General features: G+C 65.6%; 21 protein-coding genes. 1 reads left to right on the forward strand and 20 read right to left on the reverse strand.

The features are described 5' to 3' along the window. Positions 1-6: 6 nt before the first annotated feature. The 20 genes from ftsA to D5125_07180 all read right to left on the reverse strand — a co-directional run bounded on the left by ftsA (position 7) and on the right by D5125_07180 (position 20,576). Positions 7-1,242: a cell division protein FtsA gene (gene ftsA / locus D5125_07085; GenBank protein QFY89264.1), complete on the reverse strand. Its 1,236-nt coding sequence runs from the start codon at positions 1,240-1,242 to the stop codon at positions 7-9. A gap of 74 nt (positions 1,243-1,316) precedes the next feature. Then, on the reverse strand, positions 1,317-2,240 hold the full coding sequence (locus D5125_07090) for a cell division protein FtsQ/DivIB (protein QFY89265.2): 924 nt from the start codon (positions 2,238-2,240) through the stop codon (positions 1,317-1,319). Continuing rightward, the gene (locus D5125_07095; protein ID QFY89266.1) at positions 2,233-3,189 is read right to left on the reverse strand and encodes a D-alanine--D-alanine ligase; all 957 of its coding nucleotides are present in this window, start codon (positions 3,187-3,189) and stop codon (positions 2,233-2,235) included. Before D5125_07095 ends, D5125_07090 begins: the two co-directional genes overlap by 8 nt. After that, complete coding sequence (murB, locus tag D5125_07100) at positions 3,186-4,067, reverse strand: UDP-N-acetylmuramate dehydrogenase (protein ID QFY89267.1); 882 nt, start codon at positions 4,065-4,067, stop codon at positions 3,186-3,188. Before murB ends, D5125_07095 begins: the two co-directional genes overlap by 4 nt. Before the next feature lie 147 nt (positions 4,068-4,214). Next, a complete protein-coding gene (murC, locus tag D5125_07105; protein QFY89268.1) occupies positions 4,215-5,633 on the reverse strand; it encodes a UDP-N-acetylmuramate--L-alanine ligase in 1,419 nt (472 codons plus the stop codon). Then, positions 5,630-6,712 carry an undecaprenyldiphospho-muramoylpentapeptide beta-N-acetylglucosaminyltransferase gene (murG, locus tag D5125_07110; protein ID QFY89269.1) on the reverse strand — a complete coding sequence of 361 codons (1,083 nt, stop codon included), beginning with the start codon at positions 6,710-6,712 and terminating at the stop codon, positions 5,630-5,632. The genes murC and murG overlap by 4 nt, the downstream gene beginning before the upstream one ends. After that, positions 6,697-7,884 carry a putative lipid II flippase FtsW gene (ftsW, locus tag D5125_07115; protein ID QFY89270.1) on the reverse strand — a complete coding sequence of 396 codons (1,188 nt, stop codon included), beginning with the start codon at positions 7,882-7,884 and terminating at the stop codon, positions 6,697-6,699. The genes murG and ftsW overlap by 16 nt, the downstream gene beginning before the upstream one ends. Then, positions 7,881-9,278, reverse strand: a complete 1,398-nt coding sequence (locus tag D5125_07120) for a UDP-N-acetylmuramoyl-L-alanine--D-glutamate ligase (protein ID QFY89271.1) — start codon at positions 9,276-9,278, stop codon at positions 7,881-7,883. Before D5125_07120 ends, ftsW begins: the two co-directional genes overlap by 4 nt. Before the next feature lies 1 nt (position 9,279). Continuing rightward, the gene (locus D5125_07125) at positions 9,280-10,362 is read right to left on the reverse strand and encodes a phospho-N-acetylmuramoyl-pentapeptide-transferase (GenBank protein QFY89272.1); all 1,083 of its coding nucleotides are present in this window, start codon (positions 10,360-10,362) and stop codon (positions 9,280-9,282) included. Beyond that, the gene (locus D5125_07130) at positions 10,353-11,723 is read right to left on the reverse strand and encodes a UDP-N-acetylmuramoyl-tripeptide--D-alanyl-D-alanine ligase (GenBank protein ID QFY89273.1); all 1,371 of its coding nucleotides are present in this window, start codon (positions 11,721-11,723) and stop codon (positions 10,353-10,355) included. The genes D5125_07125 and D5125_07130 overlap by 10 nt, the downstream gene beginning before the upstream one ends. After that, positions 11,717-13,315: a UDP-N-acetylmuramoyl-L-alanyl-D-glutamate--2,6-diaminopimelate ligase gene (locus D5125_07135; protein ID QFY89274.1), complete on the reverse strand. Its 1,599-nt coding sequence runs from the start codon at positions 13,313-13,315 to the stop codon at positions 11,717-11,719. Before D5125_07135 ends, D5125_07130 begins: the two co-directional genes overlap by 7 nt. Further along, positions 13,312-15,054, reverse strand: a complete 1,743-nt coding sequence (locus D5125_07140) for a penicillin-binding protein 2 (GenBank protein ID QFY89275.1) — start codon at positions 15,052-15,054, stop codon at positions 13,312-13,314. Before D5125_07140 ends, D5125_07135 begins: the two co-directional genes overlap by 4 nt. Positions 15,055-15,063: 9 nt before the next feature. Next, positions 15,064-15,336, reverse strand: a complete 273-nt coding sequence (ftsL, locus tag D5125_07145) for a cell division protein FtsL (GenBank protein QFY89276.1) — start codon at positions 15,334-15,336, stop codon at positions 15,064-15,066. After that, a complete protein-coding gene (gene rsmH, locus D5125_07150; protein ID QFY91083.2) occupies positions 15,333-16,259 on the reverse strand; it encodes a 16S rRNA (cytosine(1402)-N(4))-methyltransferase RsmH in 927 nt (308 codons plus the stop codon). Before rsmH ends, ftsL begins: the two co-directional genes overlap by 4 nt. Beyond that, complete coding sequence (gene mraZ, locus D5125_07155; GenBank protein QFY89277.2) at positions 16,256-16,720, reverse strand: division/cell wall cluster transcriptional repressor MraZ; 465 nt, start codon at positions 16,718-16,720, stop codon at positions 16,256-16,258. Before mraZ ends, rsmH begins: the two co-directional genes overlap by 4 nt. 259 nt (positions 16,721-16,979) lie before the next feature. Further along, positions 16,980-17,741, reverse strand: coding sequence for a biotin/lipoyl-binding protein (locus D5125_07160; GenBank protein ID QFY89278.1), 762 nt, complete (start codon positions 17,739-17,741; stop codon positions 16,980-16,982). Further along, entirely contained in the window at positions 17,738-19,021 is a 1,284-nt protein-coding gene (locus D5125_07165; protein ID QFY89279.1) for a TolC family protein, read from the reverse strand. Before D5125_07165 ends, D5125_07160 begins: the two co-directional genes overlap by 4 nt. A gap of 3 nt (positions 19,022-19,024) precedes the next feature. Then, a complete protein-coding gene (locus tag D5125_07170; GenBank protein ID QFY89280.1) occupies positions 19,025-19,558 on the reverse strand; it encodes a thioredoxin family protein in 534 nt (177 codons plus the stop codon). 53 nt (positions 19,559-19,611) lie between these two features. After that, positions 19,612-20,070, reverse strand: a complete 459-nt coding sequence (locus D5125_07175; protein QFY89281.1) for a TlpA family protein disulfide reductase — start codon at positions 20,068-20,070, stop codon at positions 19,612-19,614. 116 nt (positions 20,071-20,186) lie between these two features. Beyond that, complete coding sequence (locus D5125_07180; GenBank protein ID QFY89282.1) at positions 20,187-20,576, reverse strand: iron-sulfur cluster assembly accessory protein; 390 nt, start codon at positions 20,574-20,576, stop codon at positions 20,187-20,189. Between the two features lie 463 nt (positions 20,577-21,039). On the opposite strand from D5125_07180, the gene D5125_07185 reads away from it, so the two are divergent. Further along, a complete protein-coding gene (locus D5125_07185; GenBank protein QFY89283.2) occupies positions 21,040-21,339 on the forward strand; it encodes a hypothetical protein in 300 nt (99 codons plus the stop codon).

Genomic DNA, 21,339 nt, shown 5'->3' on the forward strand with positions numbered 1-21,339 from the left:
GTCAGCTCAAAAGCTGCCCTGGAACCACTGTTTCATGCGGTCCCAAATTACCCTTACCCCCCCTTCGTTGGCCAGCTCCGGGTAGGGGGCCGAACGGTTGCGGGCGGCAAATTGCAACAGGCCCACGCCGGTGGCGTAGATCGGGTTGCGTACCACATCGGCCAGCCCGGTCACCCCCTGGGGCAGACCCAGCCGTACCGGCATGTGAAATATCTCCTCGGCCAGTTCGATCAGGCCCTCCATCTTGGAGCTGCCCCCGGTGAGCACCACGCCGCCGGCCATCAGGTCCTCAAAACCGCTGCGGCGCAGCTCTGCCTGGATCAGACCGAGCAGTTCCTCGAAGCGCGGCTCCACCACCTCCGCCAGGGTCTGCCGATTGAGCATGCGCGAGGGGCGCTCGCCGATACTCTGCACCTCGATGGTCTCATCGCTGTTGGCCAGCTGACGCAGGGCGCAGGCGTGGCGGATCTTGATCTCCTCGGCGTGCTGGGTGGGCGTGCGCAGGGCCACGGCGATGTCGTTGGTGACCTGATCGCCGGCGATGGGGATCACCGTGGTATGGCGGATGGAACCCCCGGTGAAGATGGCGATATCGGTGGTGCCGCCGCCTATGTCCACCAGGCAGACCCCCAGTTCGCGTTCGTCGTCGGACAAGACGGCATAGCTGGAGGCGAGCTGCTCCAGGATCAGGTCATCCACGTCCAGGCCGCAACGACGCACACACTTGACGATGTTCTGCGCCGCGCTCACGGCACCGGTGACCAGGTGAACCTTGGCCTCCAGCCGCACCCCGGACATGCCCACCGGCTGACGGATGCCGTCCTGGTTATCGATGATGAACTCCTGCGGCATGATGTGGATGATCTTCTGGTCCGCCGGTATGGCCACCGCCTTGGCCGCGTCGATCACCCGCTCCACGTCGTTGGCGGTGACCTCGCGCTCCTTGATGGCGACAATGCCGTGGGAGTCCATGCTGCGGATATGGCTGCCGGCGATGCCGGCATGTACCCCGTGGATCTGGCAACCGGCCATCAGCTCGGCCTCCTCCACCGCGCGCTGGATCGACTGCTCGGTGGATTCGATATTCACCACCACGCCACGCTTGAGCCCACGCGAGGGGTGCGAGCCGAGACCGATGATGTCGATCGCCCCGTCATCGCGTATCTCGCCGACAATGGCCACCACCTTGGAGGTGCCAATGTCCAGGCCCACGATCAGATTCTTATCGCCTTTTTTCGTCATTTTTGCTGACTCAACCTTAGCTTTGAAAATTGTCCATTCATAAACCCTGAAAATCTAAACCCTATCTCGATAATTCAGGACGCAAAGATCGCAAAGTACGCAAAGTTTGCCCTTTTGACCCTCATGGACAGAGACAGCCTTGGGTTCGCGGAACGCGATGCCCGTACAGTCTCTGCCCCACTATTTTTCTCAATTCTGCGCTCTTTGCGCCCCTTTGCGACCTCGGCATCCCGGTTTGATTCCAGCCGGGTCTCGGCCGGCGGGTCAACCCAGACCACGGCCATGCCGTTGTGATAGCGCATGTCCACCCGTTGCATCTGCTGCGGGCGTGAGTCGCGCAGGCGCGCATAGACCTGCAACCAGCGCCCCAGCCGTTGGCCGAAGCCCTCGCGCCCCAGATGCACCTCTATCCCCGTGTCGGTCTGCAAGCGCCAACTGTGGCGCTGGCTCAGGTGCAGCTGCCCCACGGCCATCTGTTGCCCTTCAAGCAGGGCCTGAGCCTGACGGTAGCGCTGGATCAGCTCGGCTGCGCTGCCCTCGGGGCCGTGCAGCAGCGGCAACCGCTGGGGTATGGAGGCCGGTTCCGGCCGGAATACCTGCCCCCTGGGGTTGACCAGGGCATGCTCCCCCCAGCGTGCCAGGGGCTGCTGTTCCTGCACCCAAAGGTGCAGGGTATCCGGCCAGACCCGACGCACGCTCACCCGCTCCACCCAGGGCAGGGCCTCGGCCGCGCGTTTGACCTCCTGTACATCCACGGTAAAAAATCCGGCGCGAATGCTTGCCGCCACCGCCTGCTCCAGATCGGCCCGCTTCAGATGCCTCAGATCCCCCTCGATACGCGCCAGGCGCAGCGGACTGACCGAGGGGTCACTGAGCCAGCGCACACCCAGCAACAGGGCCAGCACCAAGAACAGGCTGACCATGACGCGCAGACCGCGCAGCCAGGGCTGCCAGTCCCGGCCCATCGCAGCGGCCTCTGGCTGGGATGGCTCAGTCATCAGTCCTCCGTCCTCCGTCCTCTGTCCTCTGTATAAGGCTGCCCGCCAATATGCCCCAAACCAAGGCATCAAACCCCAGCCCGGCCTGCTTGGCGGCCATGGGTACCAGGCTGTGGTCGGTCATGCCGGGCACGGTGTTTACCTCCAGCAGCCAGGGCTTGCCCGCGTCATCGAGCATGAAGTCCACCCGCCCCCAGCCGCTGCAACCCAGGGCCTTGAAGGCGCGCAGACTCAGCTGCGCCAGCTGTTCTTCGGTCTCTTGCGGCAGACCGCAGGGACAGAGGTAGCGGGTATCCTCGGCGCTGTATTTGGCCTCATAGTCATAAAAATCGTGTGGCGTCTCCAGCCGGATCAGGGGCAGGGGCCGCTCGCCGAGGATGCCTGTAGTGTATTCACTTCCGCTGATCCATTGTTCCGCCAGGACCTGGCCATCGTACTGCCGGGCCTTGTGCCAGGCGGCCTCCAGCTCCAGCTGGCTGCTCACCTTGCTCATGCCGATGCTGGAGCCCTCGTGGGCCGGCTTGATCATCAGCGGCAGGCCCAATGCCTCTGCCTGCGCCAGGTCTGCCGCGTCCTGCAGCAGGCGAAAACCCGGCGTGGGCAGCCCCAGCGCCTGCCACAACAGCTTGCAGCGGAACTTGTCCATGGCCAGGGCAGAGGCCATCACGCCGCTGCCGGTGTAGGGCAGACCCAGCACCTCCAGCGCCCCCTGGATCACGCCATCCTCGCCGCCACGGCCATGCAGGGCGATGAAGGCGCGATCAAAGCCCCCCTCGCCCAGGCGTTGCACTATGGCCTGATCCACATTGATCAGCTGGGCCTCGACGCCCTTCCCCAGCAGGCCCTCATACACCGCCTGGCCGCTGATCAGGGAGATCCCCCGCTCTGCCGACCAGCCACCGTAGAGGACCGCCACTCGACCAAAGTCACTCGCCTGTATTTCGCTCATTTCGGCTCCCCGAGGATATGTACCTCAGACTCCAGGCGCAGGCCAAACTGGCGCTGCACCTGCTCACGCACCTGTTCCATCAGCGTTTCGATCTCTTCGGCCCGGGCATTGCCGGTGTTGACGATGAAGTTGGCGTGCTTGTCCGACACGCAGGCTCCACCGACACGCTTGCCCTTCAGGCCGCACTGCTCGATCAGCCGCGCCGCGTGATCCCCCGGCGGATTGCGAAACACCGAGCCACAGCTGGGCTGGCTGGTGGGCTGGCTGGCGGCGCGTTGCTCCAGCAGGGTCTTGATGCGCGCCATGCCCGATTCGGCATCCCCCGCTTCCAGCTGCCAGACCCCGGCCAGGAACCACTCCTCTGCCGGGCCGCTGACGCTGCGATAGCCCACCTGGTATTCCTCTGCCGGACGCTGGCGCATCTGGCCCTGGCGGTCCAGGGTCTCGACCCGCAGCAGGCGCTGCCAGGTCTCGCCGCCGAAGGCACCGGCGTTCATGCGCAGGGCACCACCAACGGTGCCGGGGATGCCGGCCAGAAATTCCAGGCCGCAGAGGCCGTTCTTCACCGCGAAGCGGGCCAGATGGGCGCAGGCCACGCCGGCCTCGGCGCGTATCTGCCCCCGGTCCAGCAACTCCAGGCCGGTCAGAGCGCCCTGGGTGGCGATAACGCTGCCGCGGATGCCGCCATCGCGCACCAGCAGGTTGCTGCCCAGACCGACCCAGGTGATGGGCTCATCGGTCGGCAACTGGGCGATAAACCGGGCCAGATCGGCCGCGTCCGTCGGCTTGTAATAGCGCTGCGCCGGGCCACCGACGCGCCAGCTGGTGTGGCGGGCCATGGGTTCCTGCTCCAGCAACTGTCCGCGCAGTCCTTTCATTCTAAAAGGGCATTTGGCCACAGAGTACACAGAGAAAAATCAATGTATTGAAGACTGAACATTAACACCTTCCTATGCCTTTCAGGTGAGCGTGATTAAGGCGTAACGCATTTAAAAAACTCCGTGATCTCTGTGGCTTGCTTATCTTCATACCAAGGCCTCCAGCTGTTGCGGCAGGCGCGCCGAGGCGCTACCTATGTTGCCCGCGCCCAGGGTGAGCAGCAGGTCATGGGGCTGCAACTGGGCGGCGAGTACCTCGGCCAGCTCATCCAGCGGGTCCACCAGCACCGGCTCCACCAGCCCGCGCTGGCGGATGGCGCGGATCAGGCTGCGCCCATCGGCACCGGGGATGGGCTCCTCACCGGCGGGATAGACCTCGCACAGCAGCAGCACGTCGGCCTTGGACAGGCAGATGACAAAGTCGTCGAACTGCTCCTGGGTGCGGCTGTAGCGGTGCGGCTGGAATACCAGCACCAAGCGCCGCCCCGGCCAGCTATCCCGCGCTGCCTGTAGGGTGGCCTCGATCTCCCGTGGGTGGTGGCCGTAGTCATCCACCAGGCTGATGGGGCCCTGGGGCAGGTCCAGCTCGCGCACCTGAAAGCGCCGCCCTATGCCCTGAAAGCCGAGCAGGGCGGCGGCCATGGGCGCATCCTCCACTTGCAGCAGACGCGCCACCGTGATTGCCGCCAGGGCGTTGAGCACGTTGTGCCGTCCCGGCAGGTTGAGGCACAGGGGCAGATCGGCATGGCCGCTCTGGCGCAGGGTGAAACGGGTTTGCAGGCCCTCGAAGCGGATATCCAGGGCGCGTACATCGGCCTCGGGGTGCTCGCCGTAGGTGATCACCGGCCGGGCGATCTGCGCCAGCAGCCCACGGGCGTGCTCGTCGTCGATGCAGACCACCGCCCAGCCATAGAAGGGCAGATGGTGCAGGAACTCGAGAAAGGTATCGCGCAGGCGCTCGAAGTCGTTGCCGTAGGTGCCCATGTGATCGGCATCCACGTTGGTGACCACGGCGATCATCGGCTGTAGATAGAGAAAAGAGGCATCGCTCTCATCCGCCTCGGCGACAAGAAAATCGCTCTCGCCCAGCTTGGCATTGCAATCGGCGCTGTTGAGCTTGCCGCCGATGACAAAGGTCGGGTCCAGCCCGCCCTCCGCCAGCAGGCTGGTAGCGAGGCTGGTGGTGGTGGTCTTGCCGTGGGTGCCGGCGATGGCGATGCCGAAGCGAAAGCGCATCAGCTCGGCCAGCATCTCGGCGCGGCGCACCACCGGGATCAGCGCCCGCCGCGCCGCCTGGATCTCTGGGTTGGTCTCGTCGATGGCGCTGGATACCACCACCACGTTGCAGCCACTGATGTGGCCTTCGGCATGGCCGATATGCACCTCGATGCCGACGCCGCGCAGATGCTCTACCGTAGGGCTGTCGCGCAGGTCCGAGCCGCTGACCCGGTAACCCAGGTTGGCCATGACCTCGGCGATGCCGCTCATGCCGACGCCGCCGATGCCGACGAAGTGGATGTGCTGCACCCGATTTCTGATCCAGTCCTGACGCGCGCTTGGGCTCATGCTGTCAGCACCTCCTCGCAGATATCCGCCACCCGCTCGGTGGCATCGGCCTGACCCAGGGCGCGGGCCTGCCGCGCCATCTGCAGCAATCCAGCACGATCGGTCAGCAACTCACCGAGCAGCCCCGCCAGGCTGGCCGGGGTCATCTGCTCCTGGGGCAGCAGCCGTGCCGCCCCGGCATCGGCCAGATAGGCGGCGTTGCGCGTCTGATGATCATCCACCGCATGGGGATAGGGCACCAGGATGGCGGGCACCCCGGCGGCGGCCAGCTCGGACACGGTCAGGGCACCGGCACGACAGAGGATCAGGTCGCACCAGGCATAGGCCTCGGCCATGTCCTCGATGAACTCGCTGACCTGGGCCTCTATGCCCAGGCCGCGATAAGCGGCTGCCGTGCTCTCGGCCTGGTTGCGCCCGCTCTGATGGCGCACCTCCAGGGCCGAGGTTGGCGACAGCGACAGCCCGGCCAGGGCCAGAGGGGTCTGTTCGTTCAAGGCCTTGGCACCCAGGGAGCCGCCGATGATCAACAGCCGCGCCGGGCCTTGGCGCAGGCCATAACGCTGCTCGGGGGCGGCCAGCTCGGCGATCTCCCGGCGCACCGGGTTGCCCACCGTGCGCAGCTTGGCAGATTCGGCGAAACTATCGGGAAAGGCCTGCAGCACCCGCTTGGCGATGCGTGACAGCAGGCGATTGGCCAGACCCGGTACGGCATTCTGCTCATGGATCAGCAGGGGGATGCCCAGCAGCCGGGCCATGAGCCCGCCGGGACCGCTGACAAAGCCGCCCATGCCGATCACCAGATCGGGCCGACGCCGACGCAGCACCGCAGCGGCTTGCCAGAGGGCGCGGGCCAGGCTCAGCGGCGCGGCCAGCCAGCGTAGCAGGCCGTTGCCGCGCAGGCCCTTGATGGCGATGGCGTCCAGTTCGATCCCGGCGCTCGGTACCAGGCGATTCTCCATGCCATTGGGCGTACCCAGCCAACTGATGCTGTGGCCGCGCCGGATCAACTCACGGGCCAGGGCCAGGCCAGGGAAGACGTGGCCACCGGTACCGGCGGCCATGATCAGGATCCTTGCCATCTGGCCTCCTCATCCGATAGATGCCGGTTTTCCCAGTCCACCCGCAACAGCAGGGCGGCAAACACGCAGGCGGCGAGGATACTGTTGCTGCCGTAGCTGATGAAGGGCAGGGTCAGGCCCTTGGTGGGAAACAGTCCGATGTTCACGCCGATGTTGATGGCGGCCTGGACGAATACCCAGAGGGCAAAGCCATAGGCCAGGTTGGCGGCAAAGCGCCGCCCCCGCTGCTGGGCCTGGATGGCGATGACGAAGGCGCGCCAGATGACCAGGCCAAACAGGCCGATCACGCTCAGGGTACCGAGCAGGCCCAACTCCTCGCCAATCACCGCCAGGATGAAGTCGGTATGCGCCTCGGGCAGGTAATAGAGCTTCTGGATGCCAGCCCCCAGCCCTACCCCCAGCCATTCGCCCCGGCCGAAGGCGATCAGCGCCTGGGTCAGCTGAAAGCCGGAGTTGAGCGGATCGGCCCAGGGGTCGAGGAAGCTGGTCACCCGCGCCAGGCGATAGGGCTCGAACACCACCAGGAACAGCCCGGCCGCCACCACGCCGCCCACCAGGATGGCAAACTGCCAGACCGGTACGCCGCCGAGAAAGAGCATGCCCAGCACCGTCATCACCAGCACGGCGACGGTGCCGAAGTCCGGCTGCATGAGCAGCAGCACGCAGGCGATGGCCACCAGCAGCATGGGCTTGAGGGCACCGCCCAGGGTGTGTACCACCTCTCTTTCGCGGCGCACTATGTAGCTGGCGACATAGATCACCATGAACAGCTTCATGAACTCCGAGCCCTGGAAGTTGATCGGCCCCAGGCTGATCCAGCGCACCGCGCCGTTGACCTCACGGCCCACGCCGGGGATCAGCACCAGCACCAGCAGGGCCAGGCCGATGACATAGAGCCAGGTGCCGAAGCGCTGTAGATGGCGCAGGGGTATCTGCAGGGTCAGATAGGCCGCCACCAGGCCCAGCGCCAGGGCGAGCAGGTGGCGGTTCATGTAGAACAGCGGATTGGTCCCGGAGCGGTGCAGGGAGGCGGAGGTGACCATCACCAGCCCCAGCGCGAGCAGGCCGAGCAGGGTCAGCAGCAGGATGTAGTCCATCGCCGGTAGGCTGCTCAGGCGTACGCTGATGGCCTGGCTGGGGCTGAAGGCCTGGCTGGAGTTGGCGCTGCTCATGTCGGCAGGCCCTCCACGGCGCGGATGAAGACATCGCCCCGGTGCATGTAGTTATCGAACATATCTAGGCTGGCGCAGGCCGGTGACAGCAGCACGCTATCGCCGGGCCGGGCCTGGGCCTGGGCCTGGGCCACCGCCTGTTTCATGTCGGCGGCATGGAGCAGGGGCGTATGACCGGCCAGGGCCGCCTCGATCAGGGGCGCATCGCGGCCGATGAGGATCACCGCCCGGGCGTGGGCCGCCACGGCCGGGGCCAGCTCGCTGAAATCAGCGCCCTTGCAGTCGCCACCGGCGATCAGCAGCACCCGGCCCTCGCCCTGTTCGGCCAGCCCTTGCAGCGCCGCCAGGGTGGCGCCGGGATTGGTTCCCTTGGAGTCGTTGTACCAGCGCACCCCGCGCAGCTGGCGCACCAGCTGGGTGCGGTGGGGCAGGCCGGTGAAGCGGCGCAACACCTGGGCGATGCCGACATCATCCAGGCCCAGCCCCTCGGCCAGGGCCCAGGCGGCGAGGGCATTGGCCCAGTTATGGCGACCGGGGATGAGCAGCTCGGCGCAGGCGAGCAGGGCCTGCTGCCCACGGCACAGCCAGGGGCGGCCGTCTATCTGGCGCAGGCCGTAGTCATCCCCCTCCGGCTCGTCCAGGCCGAAGCTGCGGCAGGCCAGGCCCAAGGGCAGAGTCTGCTGGATCAGGGGATCGTCACGGTTGATCAGTCCCGCCTCGGCCCCCAGAAACACCCGCGCCTTGGCGTCTCTATAGGCCGCCAGGTCCGGGTAACGGTCCATGTGATCGGCGGAGATGTTGAGCAGGGCCGCCAGCCGGGGGCGCAGGGAAGACAGGCAGTCCAGCTGAAAACTGGACAGCTCCAGGATGAAGAGCTCAGCCTTCTGGCCCAGCAGGTCCAGCACCGGTTCACCCAGATTGGCCCCAGCGACGGCCTGGATACCGGCGGCCTTGGCCATCTCCGCCAGCAGGCTGGTGACCGTGCTCTTGCCGTTGGAGCCGGTGATGGCCACCACCGGGGCCTGCACGGCGCGGGCAAACAGTTCCACATCCCCCAGCACCGGCTTGCCCTGGCGTATGGCCTGGGCAATCAGGGGCTCCTCCAGGGACACACCGGGGCTGACCACCAGGGAATCGGCGGCGGCAAAGGCGCTGGCCTCGAAGCCGCCGACAAACAGCGGCAGGTCCGGCCAGTGCTCACGGCACGCCTCCAGCCCCGGCGGCTGCGCCCGGCTGTCGGTCACCGCCACCTCATGGCCCCGCTGCATCAGGTAGCGCACCACCGACAGCCCGGTCTTTCCCAGGCCCACCACCAGCACCTTGCCCTGCAGGGGGCGGGCAGAGAAATGGCCCTGGCCTTGGAGTGGATGTTGATGTTGGGTTCTGGCCAGCATGTCAGCGGATCTTCAGGGTGGAAAGGCCGATCAGCACCAGAATCAGGGTGATGATCCAGAAGCGCACGATCACCTTGGGCTCGGCCCAGCCCTTGAGTTCAAAGTGATGGTGGATAGGTGCCATGCGGAAGATGCGTCGCCCGGTGAGCTTGAATGAGGCCACCTGCAGGATCACCGAGACCGTCTCCAGCACAAAGATGCCGCCCATGATGAACAGCACCAGCTCCTGGCGCACCACCACGGCGATGACGCCCAGGGCCGCGCCCAGGGCCAGGGCACCCACATCGCCCATGAACACCTGGGCCGGATAGGTGTTGAACCAGAGAAAGCCGATACCTGCACCCACCAGGCCGCCGCAGATCACCGCCACCTCACCGACGCCGGGCAGATGGGGGATGAGCAGGTAACTGGCGAAGTTGGCATGGCCGGCGGAGTAGGCAAACACCCCCAGGGCACCGGCCACCAGCACCGTGGGCATGATCGCCAGGCCATCCAGACCGTCGGTGAGATTCACCGCGTTGCTCGCCCCCACCACCACCAGGTAGGTGAGCAATATGTACCAGGCCCCCAGGTTGATCACCACGTCCTTGAAGAAGGGGATGATCAGCTGGGTCTCCGCCGGGGTCTGCGCCGAGCTGTAGAGAAACAGCGCCACGCCCAGGCCGGCCACCGATTGCCAGAAGTATTTGTAACGGGCGATCAGGCCCTTGGGGTCGCGGCGCACCAGCTTGATGTAGTCATCGACAAAGCCGATGACGCCAAAGATCAGGGTGGTGAGCAGCACCGCCCAGACATAACGGTTGGACAGATCGGCCCAGAGTAGAGTGGCCAGGCTCACCGCCAGCAGGATCAAGGCACCGCCCATGGTCGGCGTACCGGATTTGCTCAGATGGCTCTGCGGGCCGTCATCGCGCACCGTCTGGCCGATCTGGTGATGGGTCAGGCGGCGGATCATCAGCGGGCCAAGCACAAAGGAGAACACCAGGGCCGTGAGCACCGCCAGTATGCCGCGCAGGGTGATGTAGCGAAACACGGTAAAGCCGCTGTTCCACTGGCTCAGATAGTCGGCGAGGATCAACAGCATGAGTTCTTCTCCGGCAACAGGGCCGCCACCACCCGATCCATGGCCGAGCTGCGCGAGCCCTTCACCAGCAGGGTCTCACTACCCCGCAGGGCCTGGCCCAGGGCCTGGATCAGGGCCTGCTGATCACTGAAATGGGCCGCGCCCGGACCAAAGGCCTCCACCGCCTGTTGCGCCAGGGGGCCGACGGCGTATAGCCGATCAATACCGGCCGCGCGGGCCTTGGTGCCGATCTCGGCATGCAGGCTGGCGCTGTCCGCGCCCAGCTCGGCCATGTCGCCCAGCACCAGGATGCGCTCGCCGGGGGCGCTTCTGAGCACCTGGATGGCGGCGCTCAGGGATTCGGGGTTGGCGTTGTAGCTGTCATCCAGCAGGAAGCCGCTGCCCAGAGGGCGGCAGTGCAGGCGTCCCGGCACCGGGGCGATGCGGGCCAGACCCTGCTGCACCTGGGCATCGGGTATGCCCAGGCAATAGCAGGCGGCGATGGCGGCCAGGGCATTGAGCCGGTTGTGCTCACCGGCCAGGGCCATCTGCACCTCGAAGCTGTCCGCTGGGGTCTCCACCAGAAAGCGGCTGCTAAAGCCCTGGGCATCCCAGCGGGTCTCCACCTGGGCCGGGCTGCGGATCTCCGCGCCCTTGGCCAGGCCAAAGCCCAACCGCCGCTTGCCCGCCGCCAGCTGCCGCCAGAGGGCGGCCCAGGGGCTGTCGAAGTGATAGACAAAGCAGCCATCCTCGACCAGGCCTTGGATAATCTCGCCTTTGCCCCGGGCCACGCCCTCCAGGGAACCAAAGCCCTCCAGATGGGAGCGACCGGCGTTGTTCAGTATGGCCACATCGGGCCGCGCCAGCCGGGTCAGGTAAGCGATTTCACCACCATGATTGGCCCCCATCTCGATCACGGCCAGGGGCTCGTCACGCAGGCGCAGCAGGGTCAGGGGCACGCCGATGTCGTTATTCAGATTGCCCTGGGTGGCCAGTACCGGGGTGCCGTTCTGGCCGAGGATGCAGGCCAGCATCTCCTTCAGGGTGGTCTTGCCGTTGCTGCCGGTCAGGCCCACTACCTTGGCCGGGCTGGCCTTGCGCCAGGCGGCGGCCAGCTGGCCCAGGGCCAGGCGGCAATCGGCCACCAGCAGCTGAGGCAGGTCGATGGGGCTGGGGCGCTCCAGCATCAGGGCGATGGCACCGCCGGCCTGGGCCTGCTGCAGATAGTCATGGCCGTCGAAGCGCTCGCCGCGCAGGGCGATGAACAGGGGCTGGCCCTGCAGCCGACGGCTGTCGATGGCGACCGAGCCAAACGCCAGGTCTTGCCCCACCAGCAGACCGCCGGTGGCCGCCGCCGCCTGACTGAGCCGCATGTTCAGCATGCCCCGGCCCCCTCTGCTTTCCTGACCCCGAGCAGTTGCGCGGCCAGATCGCGGTCGCTGAACGGGCGCGTCTGATCATTCAGGGTCTGGCTGTCTTCATGGCCCTTGCCGCAGATGGCCAGTACGTCGCCGGGACCGGCCTGGCGGAACATCTGCTCCATCGCCAGGGCGCGGTCACGCTGGATGAGGATGTCAGCGGGCCGCCGTACCCCGGCGAGGATCTCATCGATGATGGCCTGGGGGTCTTCACCACGGGGGTTGTCGTCGGTGAGCATGACCCTATCGGCCAGGCGCTCGGCCAGTGCGCCCATCAGCGGGCGCTTGCCCCGGTCGCGCTCGCCGCCGCAGCCGAACACGCACAGCAACTGTCCAGCGCAGTGTTCACGCAGGGCCAGCAGGGCCTGTTCCAGGGCATCCGGGGTGTGGGCGTAGTCCACCACCAGCAGAGGTTGGCCGGGGGCGCTGAAGGCCTCCATCCGCCCCGGCGGCGCCGGGGTCTGCGCCAGCAGTTGCAGGGCGCGCTGCTCGCCCACCCCCTGTTCCAGCAGCACCGCCAGTACGGCCAGCAGATTGGCGGCATTGAAGCGGCCCAGCCAGGGGCTGTCCAGCCGACTCGGCTGGCCGTTGATGCGCAGCCGGATGCTCAGGCCGCTGGCATGGGTGTCGATCTGCTCGGCCTCCAGACGCAGGTCGGCCCGCTGGGTTAGGTTTGGATCAATCTGGCTGCCGTAGAGGGCCAGACGTACCTCGGGGGCCAGCTGCGCCACCAGTTCGGCGGCGAAGGGGTCATCGGCGTTGATCACCGCCAGCCCCAGCCCGGCGAAGCGAAACAGGCGCGCCTTGGCCTGGCCGTAGCGGGCCATGTCGCCGTGGTAATCGAGATGATCCCGGCTGAGGTTGGTGAAGACCGCCGTATCGAAATGAATTGCCGCCACCCGGCCCTGGTCCAGGGCGTGGGAGGAGACCTCCATCACCGCCACCTCGCCGCCCTGATCGAGAAAATGCGCCAGATGGCGCTGCAGCTGGATGGCATCGGGGGTGGTGTAACCCGTGGGCCGCAAGGCACCTGGCCGTCCCAGGCCCAGGGTGCCGATCACCAGGGTGGCGGCGAACTGGTCCAGGCATTGGCCCAGGGCCAGGGCGCAGCTGGTCTTTCCGTTGGTGCCGGTGATGCCGATCACGCGCAGGGCGGCGCTGGGGTTGGCGTAGAAAGCGCCGGCCAGGGCGCTGGCCCGTTGACCCAGATCGGTCAGGGGCAGTATGGGTACAGGGCTTTGGCCAGCCAGTTGTTGGATGCGCTCCAGCGGCCAGCGCGGGCCGGGCTCGGCGAGGATGGCGGCCACGCCCTGTGCCTGGGCGGCGGCATAAAAGTCCAGCCCGTGGCTATGCAGGCCGCTGCGGGCGAGGAACAGATCGCCCCGCTGCAGTTCGCGGCTGTCCTGGCTGATGCCGGAGAGGGGGCAGTCGCGCTCGGCGGGCAGCCCCTCCAGCAGGTCGCTCAGATGCAGGTCAGGCCGAAATGGGGCCGGTCTGCTGGGGCCTGGCCTGCCGCAAGCGGTCCGGTTTGGCTGGGTCTGGACGATCTGAGTCATCTTGGCCCCCCGGCGGCGACCAGCGTCAGGCCCTCGGCCTGGGGGGCGTCCGGGGCGATGTTCATCATGCGCAGGGCACCGGCCATGACCTCGGCAAACACCGGCGCGGCCACCTGACCACCGTAGTATTTGCCGCTGCGCGGCTCGTCGATCATCACCACCATCACCAACCGGGGATCGGACATGGGGCCCATGCCGACAAACACGCCCTGGTATTCGTTATCCGCATAGCCCTGGGCACTGTGCTTTTTCACCGTGCCGGTCTTGCCGCCGATGCGGTAACCGGGCACGGCGGCACGCCGGGCGGTGCCCTGCACCGACACCACCTGCTCCAGCATCGCCTGGACCTGGCGAGCGGTCTTGGCATGCATCACCCGCTGTAGCTCGGGCATCTGCGACCGCAGCAGAAAACCGGGCTCCACCAGCAGGCCGTCATTGGCCAGCACGGCATAGGCCCGCGCCAGCTGCAGGGCGTTGAGCGAGATGCCGTAGCCGAAGGAGATCACCGCCTGATCGAATTCGCGCCATTTGGCCGGGTCGCTGAGGCGGCCATTGATCTCGCCGGGAAAACCGGTGTGCAGGGGCTGACCGACGCCGACCCGGCGGTAGGCGTCCCAGATGCGCTCCGGGCCCAGGTCCAGGGCGATCTTGGTGACGCCTATGTTGCTGGACTTGCGGATCACCCCGGCCACATCCAGCAGGCCGTAGTTGTGTACATCCTTGACCCGGCCAGAGCCCACCCGCAGATAGCCTGGATCTGTGTCCACCGGGGTATCGGGCTGGTAGCGGCCGGACTCCAGGGCAGCGGCGACGACAAAGGGCTTGATGGTGGAGCCGGGCTCGAACAGATCGGTCACGGCGCGGTTGCGCAGCCGACCGCCGGTGCGGGCCTTGTTGCCATTGGGGTTGAAGCCGGGCTGATTGACCATGGCCAGGATCTCGCCCTTGCGCGCATCCAGCAGCACGGCGGTGCCGGCGATGGCATTGTGTTCATCCATGGCGGATTTCAGTGCCCGGTAGGCGAGAAACTGCAGGCGCAAGTCCAGACTCAGCTGCACTTGCTGGCCGGGGCGGACCGGCTCGATGCGCTCCACGTCCTTGACGATGCGCCGCCGACCATCGCGGATCACCCGCTTCTTGCCAGGCCGACCGGTGAGCCGCTCGTTGAAGGCCAGCTCCAGCCCCTCCTGGCCCTGATCGTCCACATTGGTGAAGCCAAGCACATGGGAGACCACCTCGGCGGCCGGATAGAAGCGCCGATACTCCCGGTCGGAATGCACCCCAACCAGCTTAAGACCCTGCACGGCAGCGGAGATATCCGGCGAGACCTGGCGCTTGAGATAGACAAAGCTGCGCCCCTGGCTCTTTTGCAACAGGGCCGCAAGCTCGGTGGGCGGCATCTCCAGCGCCTTGGCCAGTTGGCCGAGGGATTGCCGATCCAGCTCCAGCTGGCGCGGGTCGGCCCAGATGGAATCCACCGGGGTGCTCAGGGCCAGGGCCTCGCCGTTGCGATCGACGATGGGGCCGCGATCGGCCGGCGTCTCGATCACGCGCAAATAGCGCCGCGCCCCCTCCTGCTGCAGGAACTCGGTCTGAATCACCTGCCGCTCCAACGCCCGCCCCACCAGGGCCACGCCCACCAGACCCATGAGCACAAACAGAAAACGCCGCCGAGCCGAGTAGCTGGGCAGCTTGAGGCGCTTGGCCTGTCCGGTTTTCTTCAGTTTGGCTGTGGGCATCCCAATTCACTACTCGATGACGATGATTTCTTCGGCCTTGACCATGCGCATGTTCAGGCGCTGTCTGGCCTCCTCCTCAATCCGCGCGGGGGAGGCCCAGGTGCTTTGCTCCAGCTGCAGCCTGCCCCGCTCAATCTCCAGGTTATCGCGCTCTTTCCGCAAGCGCTCCTGCTCTACAAAAAGAACACGACTACTATACTTCGCATATACCACGCCAAGCCCGCTGGCAGCCACCAGGGCAAACAACACCAGCACCCCGATGACCTGCCGATGGCCGCTCACAGCCGCTCCGCCAGGCGTAACACGGCGCTGCGCGCACGGGGATTGGCCACCACCTCGGCAGCGCTTGGGCGAATCGCCCCGCCCAGGGGGCGCAGACGCCGGTTGAGCTGATCCTGGGTGACCGGCAGCCCGGCGGGCAGGTGGTCGCCACGGGCCTGATCCCGGATAAAACGCTTCACCCTGCGATCCTCCAATGAATGAAAGCTGATCACCGCCAGCCGCCCCCCCCCATGCAGAAGATCCAGGGCCTGCTCCAGCCCGCGATCCAGGTCCCCGAGTTCATGGTTGAGGAAGATCCTTATCCCCTGAAAGCTCTTGGTGGCCGGATGCCGACCCTTCTCCCAGGCCGGATGGGCCAGCTTGATGATCTCCGCCAGCTGGCCGGTACGTCCGATCGGCCCCTGCAGGCGCGCCGCCAGGATGGCAGCGGCGATGCGCCCGGCATGGCGCTCTTCGCCAAACTCGCGCAGCACCCGGGCCAATTCCTTCTGGGTCACCCCTGCCAGCCACTGGGCGGCGCTCTGACCCCGGCTGGGGTCCATGCGCATATCCAATGGTCCGTCATGCAGAAAGCTGAAGCCCCGCTCGGCCTGATCCAATTGCGGCGAGGATACCCCCAGGTCCATCAACACCCCATCCAACCCGCTCCAGCCCTGGCCGCGCAGCAGTTGGGCCAGATCGGCAAAGCTGCCGTGGATGATGCCGAAACGCGGTTCCTGCTCGGCCAGGGCCTGGCCCTCGGCCACTGCCTGGGGGTCCTTATCCAGGCCCAGCAGACGTCCCGCGCTACCCAGCTGGGCCAGGATCGCGCGGCTGTGGCCACCCCGGCCGAAAGTGGCGTCCAGGTAACGCCCGTCCGGTCGGATCGCCAAACCCTGCAGCGTTTCTTCCAGCAGGACCGACCGATGCCGGTCCTGGCTCAATAGGTCAGGCTCCGTAACGGGGAATCCTCCGCCATGGCGCTCAGGTCCAGCTCCTCGGCCCAGGCATCGCAACGGCTGCTCCACAGGGCCTCGTCCCAGATCTCAAAGCGATTGATCAGGCCCACCAGCACCACCTGATTGCCCAGACCGGCATATTCACGATGCTTGCCCGGCAACAGGATGCGCCCCTGGCGGTCCATCTCCACCTGGATGGAACGACCGACGAACAGACGCCTGAAGGTATTGGCCTGGGGATCGGCATTGGGCAGGGTCTTGATCTGTTCGACCACCGAGCGCCATTCGTTTTGCGGATAGAGCAACAGACAGGGCTCGCGGGAGCCCGGATCGACGGTAATCACCAGCTGCGAGGCGCAACTCTCCCTCAACCCGTCCCGGAACCGGGCAGGTATGGCCAGACGACCCTTGTCGTCAAGACTGAGATAGCTGTCCCCACTGAACAATGGAAAGCCCCCACATGAGTGCCAACTGACACCACTTTCCCCCACTTCCCTCCATCTTAAGTAACCGGATAGGCCAGTGTCAAGACAAAACAGCTTTCAGGACAGTAACTTATGCAAGAAATTTGAGACAGACGGAGGACGGCCGATTAAAATTGTTTAATCAGAGAGTTATGTTTAGAAGTTAATGTAGATTATTAAGAAAGGGGCCTGTTCCACTGAAGAACATTGAGGAGAAAGCCGATCGACCTGCCTCAGCCCTCTACCAGCGCCCCTGCACCGCCTGACCGGGCTGCAGGGCTGTTTCTGGGGGCAGGCTGAAGAGTACGTCCAGCCGGGTTCCGTTTTCTGCATCCCTGCGCAGGGCTTGTGCCTGGCCCTGAATCTGCCTGCCTGCCAGGCTTAGCTCTACCTGCTGGCCAAGCTCGGGTGGGGTTTGCTCGGGGGTGAGCCGGAGCCGGGCGATGCCTTGCCCCGCTGCCGCCAGCCCAAGCACCGCTTGCGGGCCGCAGTGGCCGCGCAGGGCCTGACCGGGATGGGCGTGCAGCTGGAGTATCAGGGCATCGAAGGGGGCGCGCAGTTCGCTCTGTTGCAGGCGGAAGGCGGCGCGTACCTGCTCGGCCTGGGCCTGCGCCAGCTGGGCCTGGGCCAGGGCCTGGGCGATCTGCGCCAGCTGTTTGTCGTGCTCTGGCAACTGGCCGCGATCATACAGCTCCAGGGCGCGGTCCAGCTCCCGCTGGGCCTCTCCCAGGGCCAGTTGACGAGCGGCCAGGCGCTGTTCGGCGGCGTTCAGAGCGGCCTGGTAGGTACGTCCGTCGAGCCGGGCCAGGGGGCTGCCCTGGGCGACGCGCTGGCCGGGGCGGACGGGGATCTCGGCGATCACGCCGTCCACCAGAAAGCCCAGTTGCCGGGACTCATGCCAGTGGACCTGACCCTCGGCCTCGGCCGCCCAGGACTTGCTGCCTGGGCCCAGCAGCAGGAGCAGGATGGCATAAATCAGGGGGCTGTTGAGCGGGCGTTTCATCCTGGGTTGTTCCTCTTTGACAGGCGGCCGCCAAGGGCGTCGATCTCGGCCCAGACCAGCTCGGCGCGGTAGTTGAGTTCGGCCTCGTCCAGGCGCTGTTGGGAGATGCGCAGCATGGCATCGCCCAGGTCGGTGCTGACCTCCATCTGGTAGAGGGCGCGGCTGCGATCCAGATTCAGTTCGTGGTAGTCGGCCGCCTGTTGCAGCGCGGCGCGGCGGGCTTGCAGGTCGTGCAATTCGCTCCACAGCTGGGTCAGACGGTGGCGCAGTTCCAGCTCGGCGGCCTTCAGCTCGGCGCTCTTGAGCAAGACCTCAGACTCGGCCTGGGCCTGTTCGGCGCGATTGCGGGCACCGGCAAACAGTGGGATCTGCAGGGTCAGTTCGGCGGTCAGTGGGCTGTAGCTGCCCATCTGCCGGGCGTAGGCGGTGGCTCCCAGGCTGCCGCTGATGCTGGGCCTTTGCTCGGCAATCACCTGTTTTACCCGCTGGCGCTGCTGGCGTATCTCGCTGCGCAGGGCGGCGAGCAGGGGGCTGTCGCTCAGGGCCTGCTCGATCAGCCCCTCCAGTGCCGGTATGGCGCGGCGCAGGCCGGACAGCTTGCCCGGCTCCAGCCTGGCCGAGAGCTGGCCGGGCCGGTTCAGGGCCAGTGCCAGGCGATGGCGGCTGCTGCGGCGGGCGTTGTCGCTGATCTTGAGATGCTGCTGGCTGAGCTGATAGGCCTGTTCCTGGCGCATCAGGTCCAGCTCGGACAGCTGTTGCTGCTGCTGGCGGCTGCGCGCCTTGTCCAGGCCGACATAGGCCACCGCCATGGCCTCGCTGTTGCGTTCGTGACGCAGGTCGGCAAGGAGCACGGCGAAGAAGCACTGCATCACCTCCAACCGGCGTTGCTGACGGGCATTGAGCAGGTGCAGCTGGCTGCCGGCGATCTGCGCCTCGGCCAGGGCCTGGCCGGCCTGCTGGCGGCCGAAGTCGTACAGCCTTTTCGATACAGACAGACGCAGATAGCTATCATTGCTTGTCTGGTCGGCGGCCCGAGAAGCGGGATCCACCAGCCGCAGGCCGGCGCTGAGGTTGGCCTCCAGGTCATTCGCCCGCTCGGCCAGATCGCGCTGCGCCAGGCCGGCGGCAAGCCGGGCGCGGGCCTTGAGCAATTCCGGGTGATCGGTCTGCGCGGCCAGGCGCAGGGCCTGCTGCAGATGCAGGGGTTCGGGCAGGGGCGAGGCGTTGAGGGCCGTTGTCCACAGCAGCAAGGCGAGCAGCCAGGGCGGGTTCGGCCTCACCGCCTAATCCTGCTGGCGCTTGGCTTGCTTGAAGCGGGTGAAGTTGGTGGTCTGGTAATGGCCATCGGCAACAAACTCACCCAGCCAGAGGAATTCCTCCACGCTGGAGGCGGCACCGGTGAAGCGGTGGACCAGCCTGCCATCGAGATCAAAGAAGGCGATTACCGGGGTGGCACGGACCCGGTATTGCTTCAGGGCAAAGTCCTTTTGGATGCTTTCATTGCCTTGAAAATCGACCACTTCCAGGTCGCCCTCCACGTCCACCGGGAAGAGCAGGAAGTGCTCCCGGTACCAGTCCTGTACCTGCGGCTGGTTGAGTATCTTGCGCTTCATGCGTTGGCAGAAGGGGCATTCGTCCATCTCGAAGAACAGCATTATGCCCTTCTTGCCCGTCTCCCGCGCCGTCTCCAGTTCCTCCTGGAAGTTGCCGAAACTGCTGTGGAAGAAGTGGCTGTAGGGGTCACGCTCGGCCTCGGCCAGGGCCTGTCCGCCAAACAGCAGCAGCCAGGCCAGAATCAGGGGTTGCAGCGTCTTCATGGGCTCGGGTTCCTGGTATTCATGCCGATGGGTGGGGTGGCGGCGGATCGATCTTACTGCTGGTTGGTGATGAAGCCCTCCAGCTCCTCGGCGGTGATGCCGCCCTCCTGCTTGGCCACCAGCCTGCCCTCGGGATTGACCAGGTAGGTGGTGGGCATACCCCCCAACTTGCCGAACACCGACCGGCTGGATGGCTTGGTGGGCACTATGGGAAAGCTGACCTGACGCTTGGCCAGGAAGCTGCGCAGCCGCTCCTCGCTGATCTTCTCCATGTTCATGCCCACCACCACAGCCCTTTCGGCCTTGTGGGTGTTGTGAAAGCGCTCCAGCTCGGGCAGTTCCTTGATGCAGGGTGGGCACCAGGTGGCCCAGTAGTTGACCACTACCCACTTGCCCTTGTAACCGGCCAGGTTCTGTTCCTTGCCGTTGAGGTCCGTGCCCAGCACCGCAGCGGCCAGGGGCGCACTGAGGCAGAACAGCAGGGTTGCGATGAGAATATAAGACGGCTTCATGTGGTTTGCCCAGAATCTGTGTCGTGAATGGTCTTTTGTACCCCATTCGGGCTAAGGGTTCAACGAAAAACGGGGACCTGGGTCCCCGTGTCGGTAGTCAATCCCGCTGTGGCCGATCAGGAGCAGCCACCGCCCTGGGATTGGGACGAGGAGCAGCCACCACAGCCGCCACCACCGCCCATGCTGGGCAGGTTGTTGAAGACGAAGCTGGCATTGCCATCGCCACGGTCAACAAAATCTATCTCTACGCCCTTGAGGTATTGCAGGGTGCCCTGATCGACGATCACCTGAAAACCCTCGCATTGCAACACGCCGTCTTCTTCGGCGTTGATCTGATCGGTGAAGTTCATGCCAAAGCTGACGCCGCTGCAACCGCCGGGGCTGGCAAATACGCGCACGCCGGCAACGTGATCGTCCACCTGCTGCATGAGTTCGGTAAATTTTGCCTGGGCACCTGCGGTCAGGCTCAGGTCTTCGGCCCCCAGGGCGGTTACTGCTTCGGACATGGGTAATTCCTCTCTATTTTAGTCAACAATAGGCTTATCATAGTCAGTTTGAGCGGCGCAAGTCAAATCGACGCACGGATCGGGGTTCTATACCCCCATAATCGGTCGGCTTGGCATCCTAACGGACATGGGGCGATCCCACCCCGATCTGAGCTCGGCGTGGGCACCCCGAAACACGAAACATCTCTTACTGTGTTTTCGCCTGCTCGGCCTTGACTGCCCAGCCAGGTACCCTTTTCCTTCCAATGCGGGTCGGCAACTCAGGAACGGATGACGGATGGATGGCAATTTGTTTGCAAATGCGAACCCTTCTCATTTAGAATCGCATCTCGCAATTCAGTTGTTAACGGTTTCAGCCCTTGCCGGGTCGTCGAACACCCGGCCAATGGTGCTAAACTCCTTGATTCAAGAGGATACTCCAGTGGAAGCCAAGGCCGAATATTTCCCTCAAGACCCTGCTCCTGTGACCGAGACCGTCCGCACCAAGTCGGCCGCCGCCAATTGCGCGGTCGCCTCTCCCCGCCAGGGCAAATGTCCCCGCGCCGCCAGCCAAGGACGCAGGCGACCGGTTGCCAGCAAAAGGCGCGTAGGCAAGGAGGCGGTGAAGGCGGGCATGGCCACCTCTCTGGGGGTGGCCATGCTGACGGGGCTGAAGATCCTCAAGCCCATGAGCCTGCACGGCCCGGCCAGCTGGATCTTCGTCGGCCTGACCCTGGTACACACCCTGGTCTATGAACTGCCCAATAGGTCATCGCGCCAGTAG

Source organism: gamma proteobacterium SS-5 (genome assembly GCA_009497875.2).
In the GTDB taxonomy this organism is placed as follows: Bacteria; Pseudomonadota; Gammaproteobacteria; order Chromatiales; family Chromatiaceae; genus Magnetovirga; species Magnetovirga frankeli.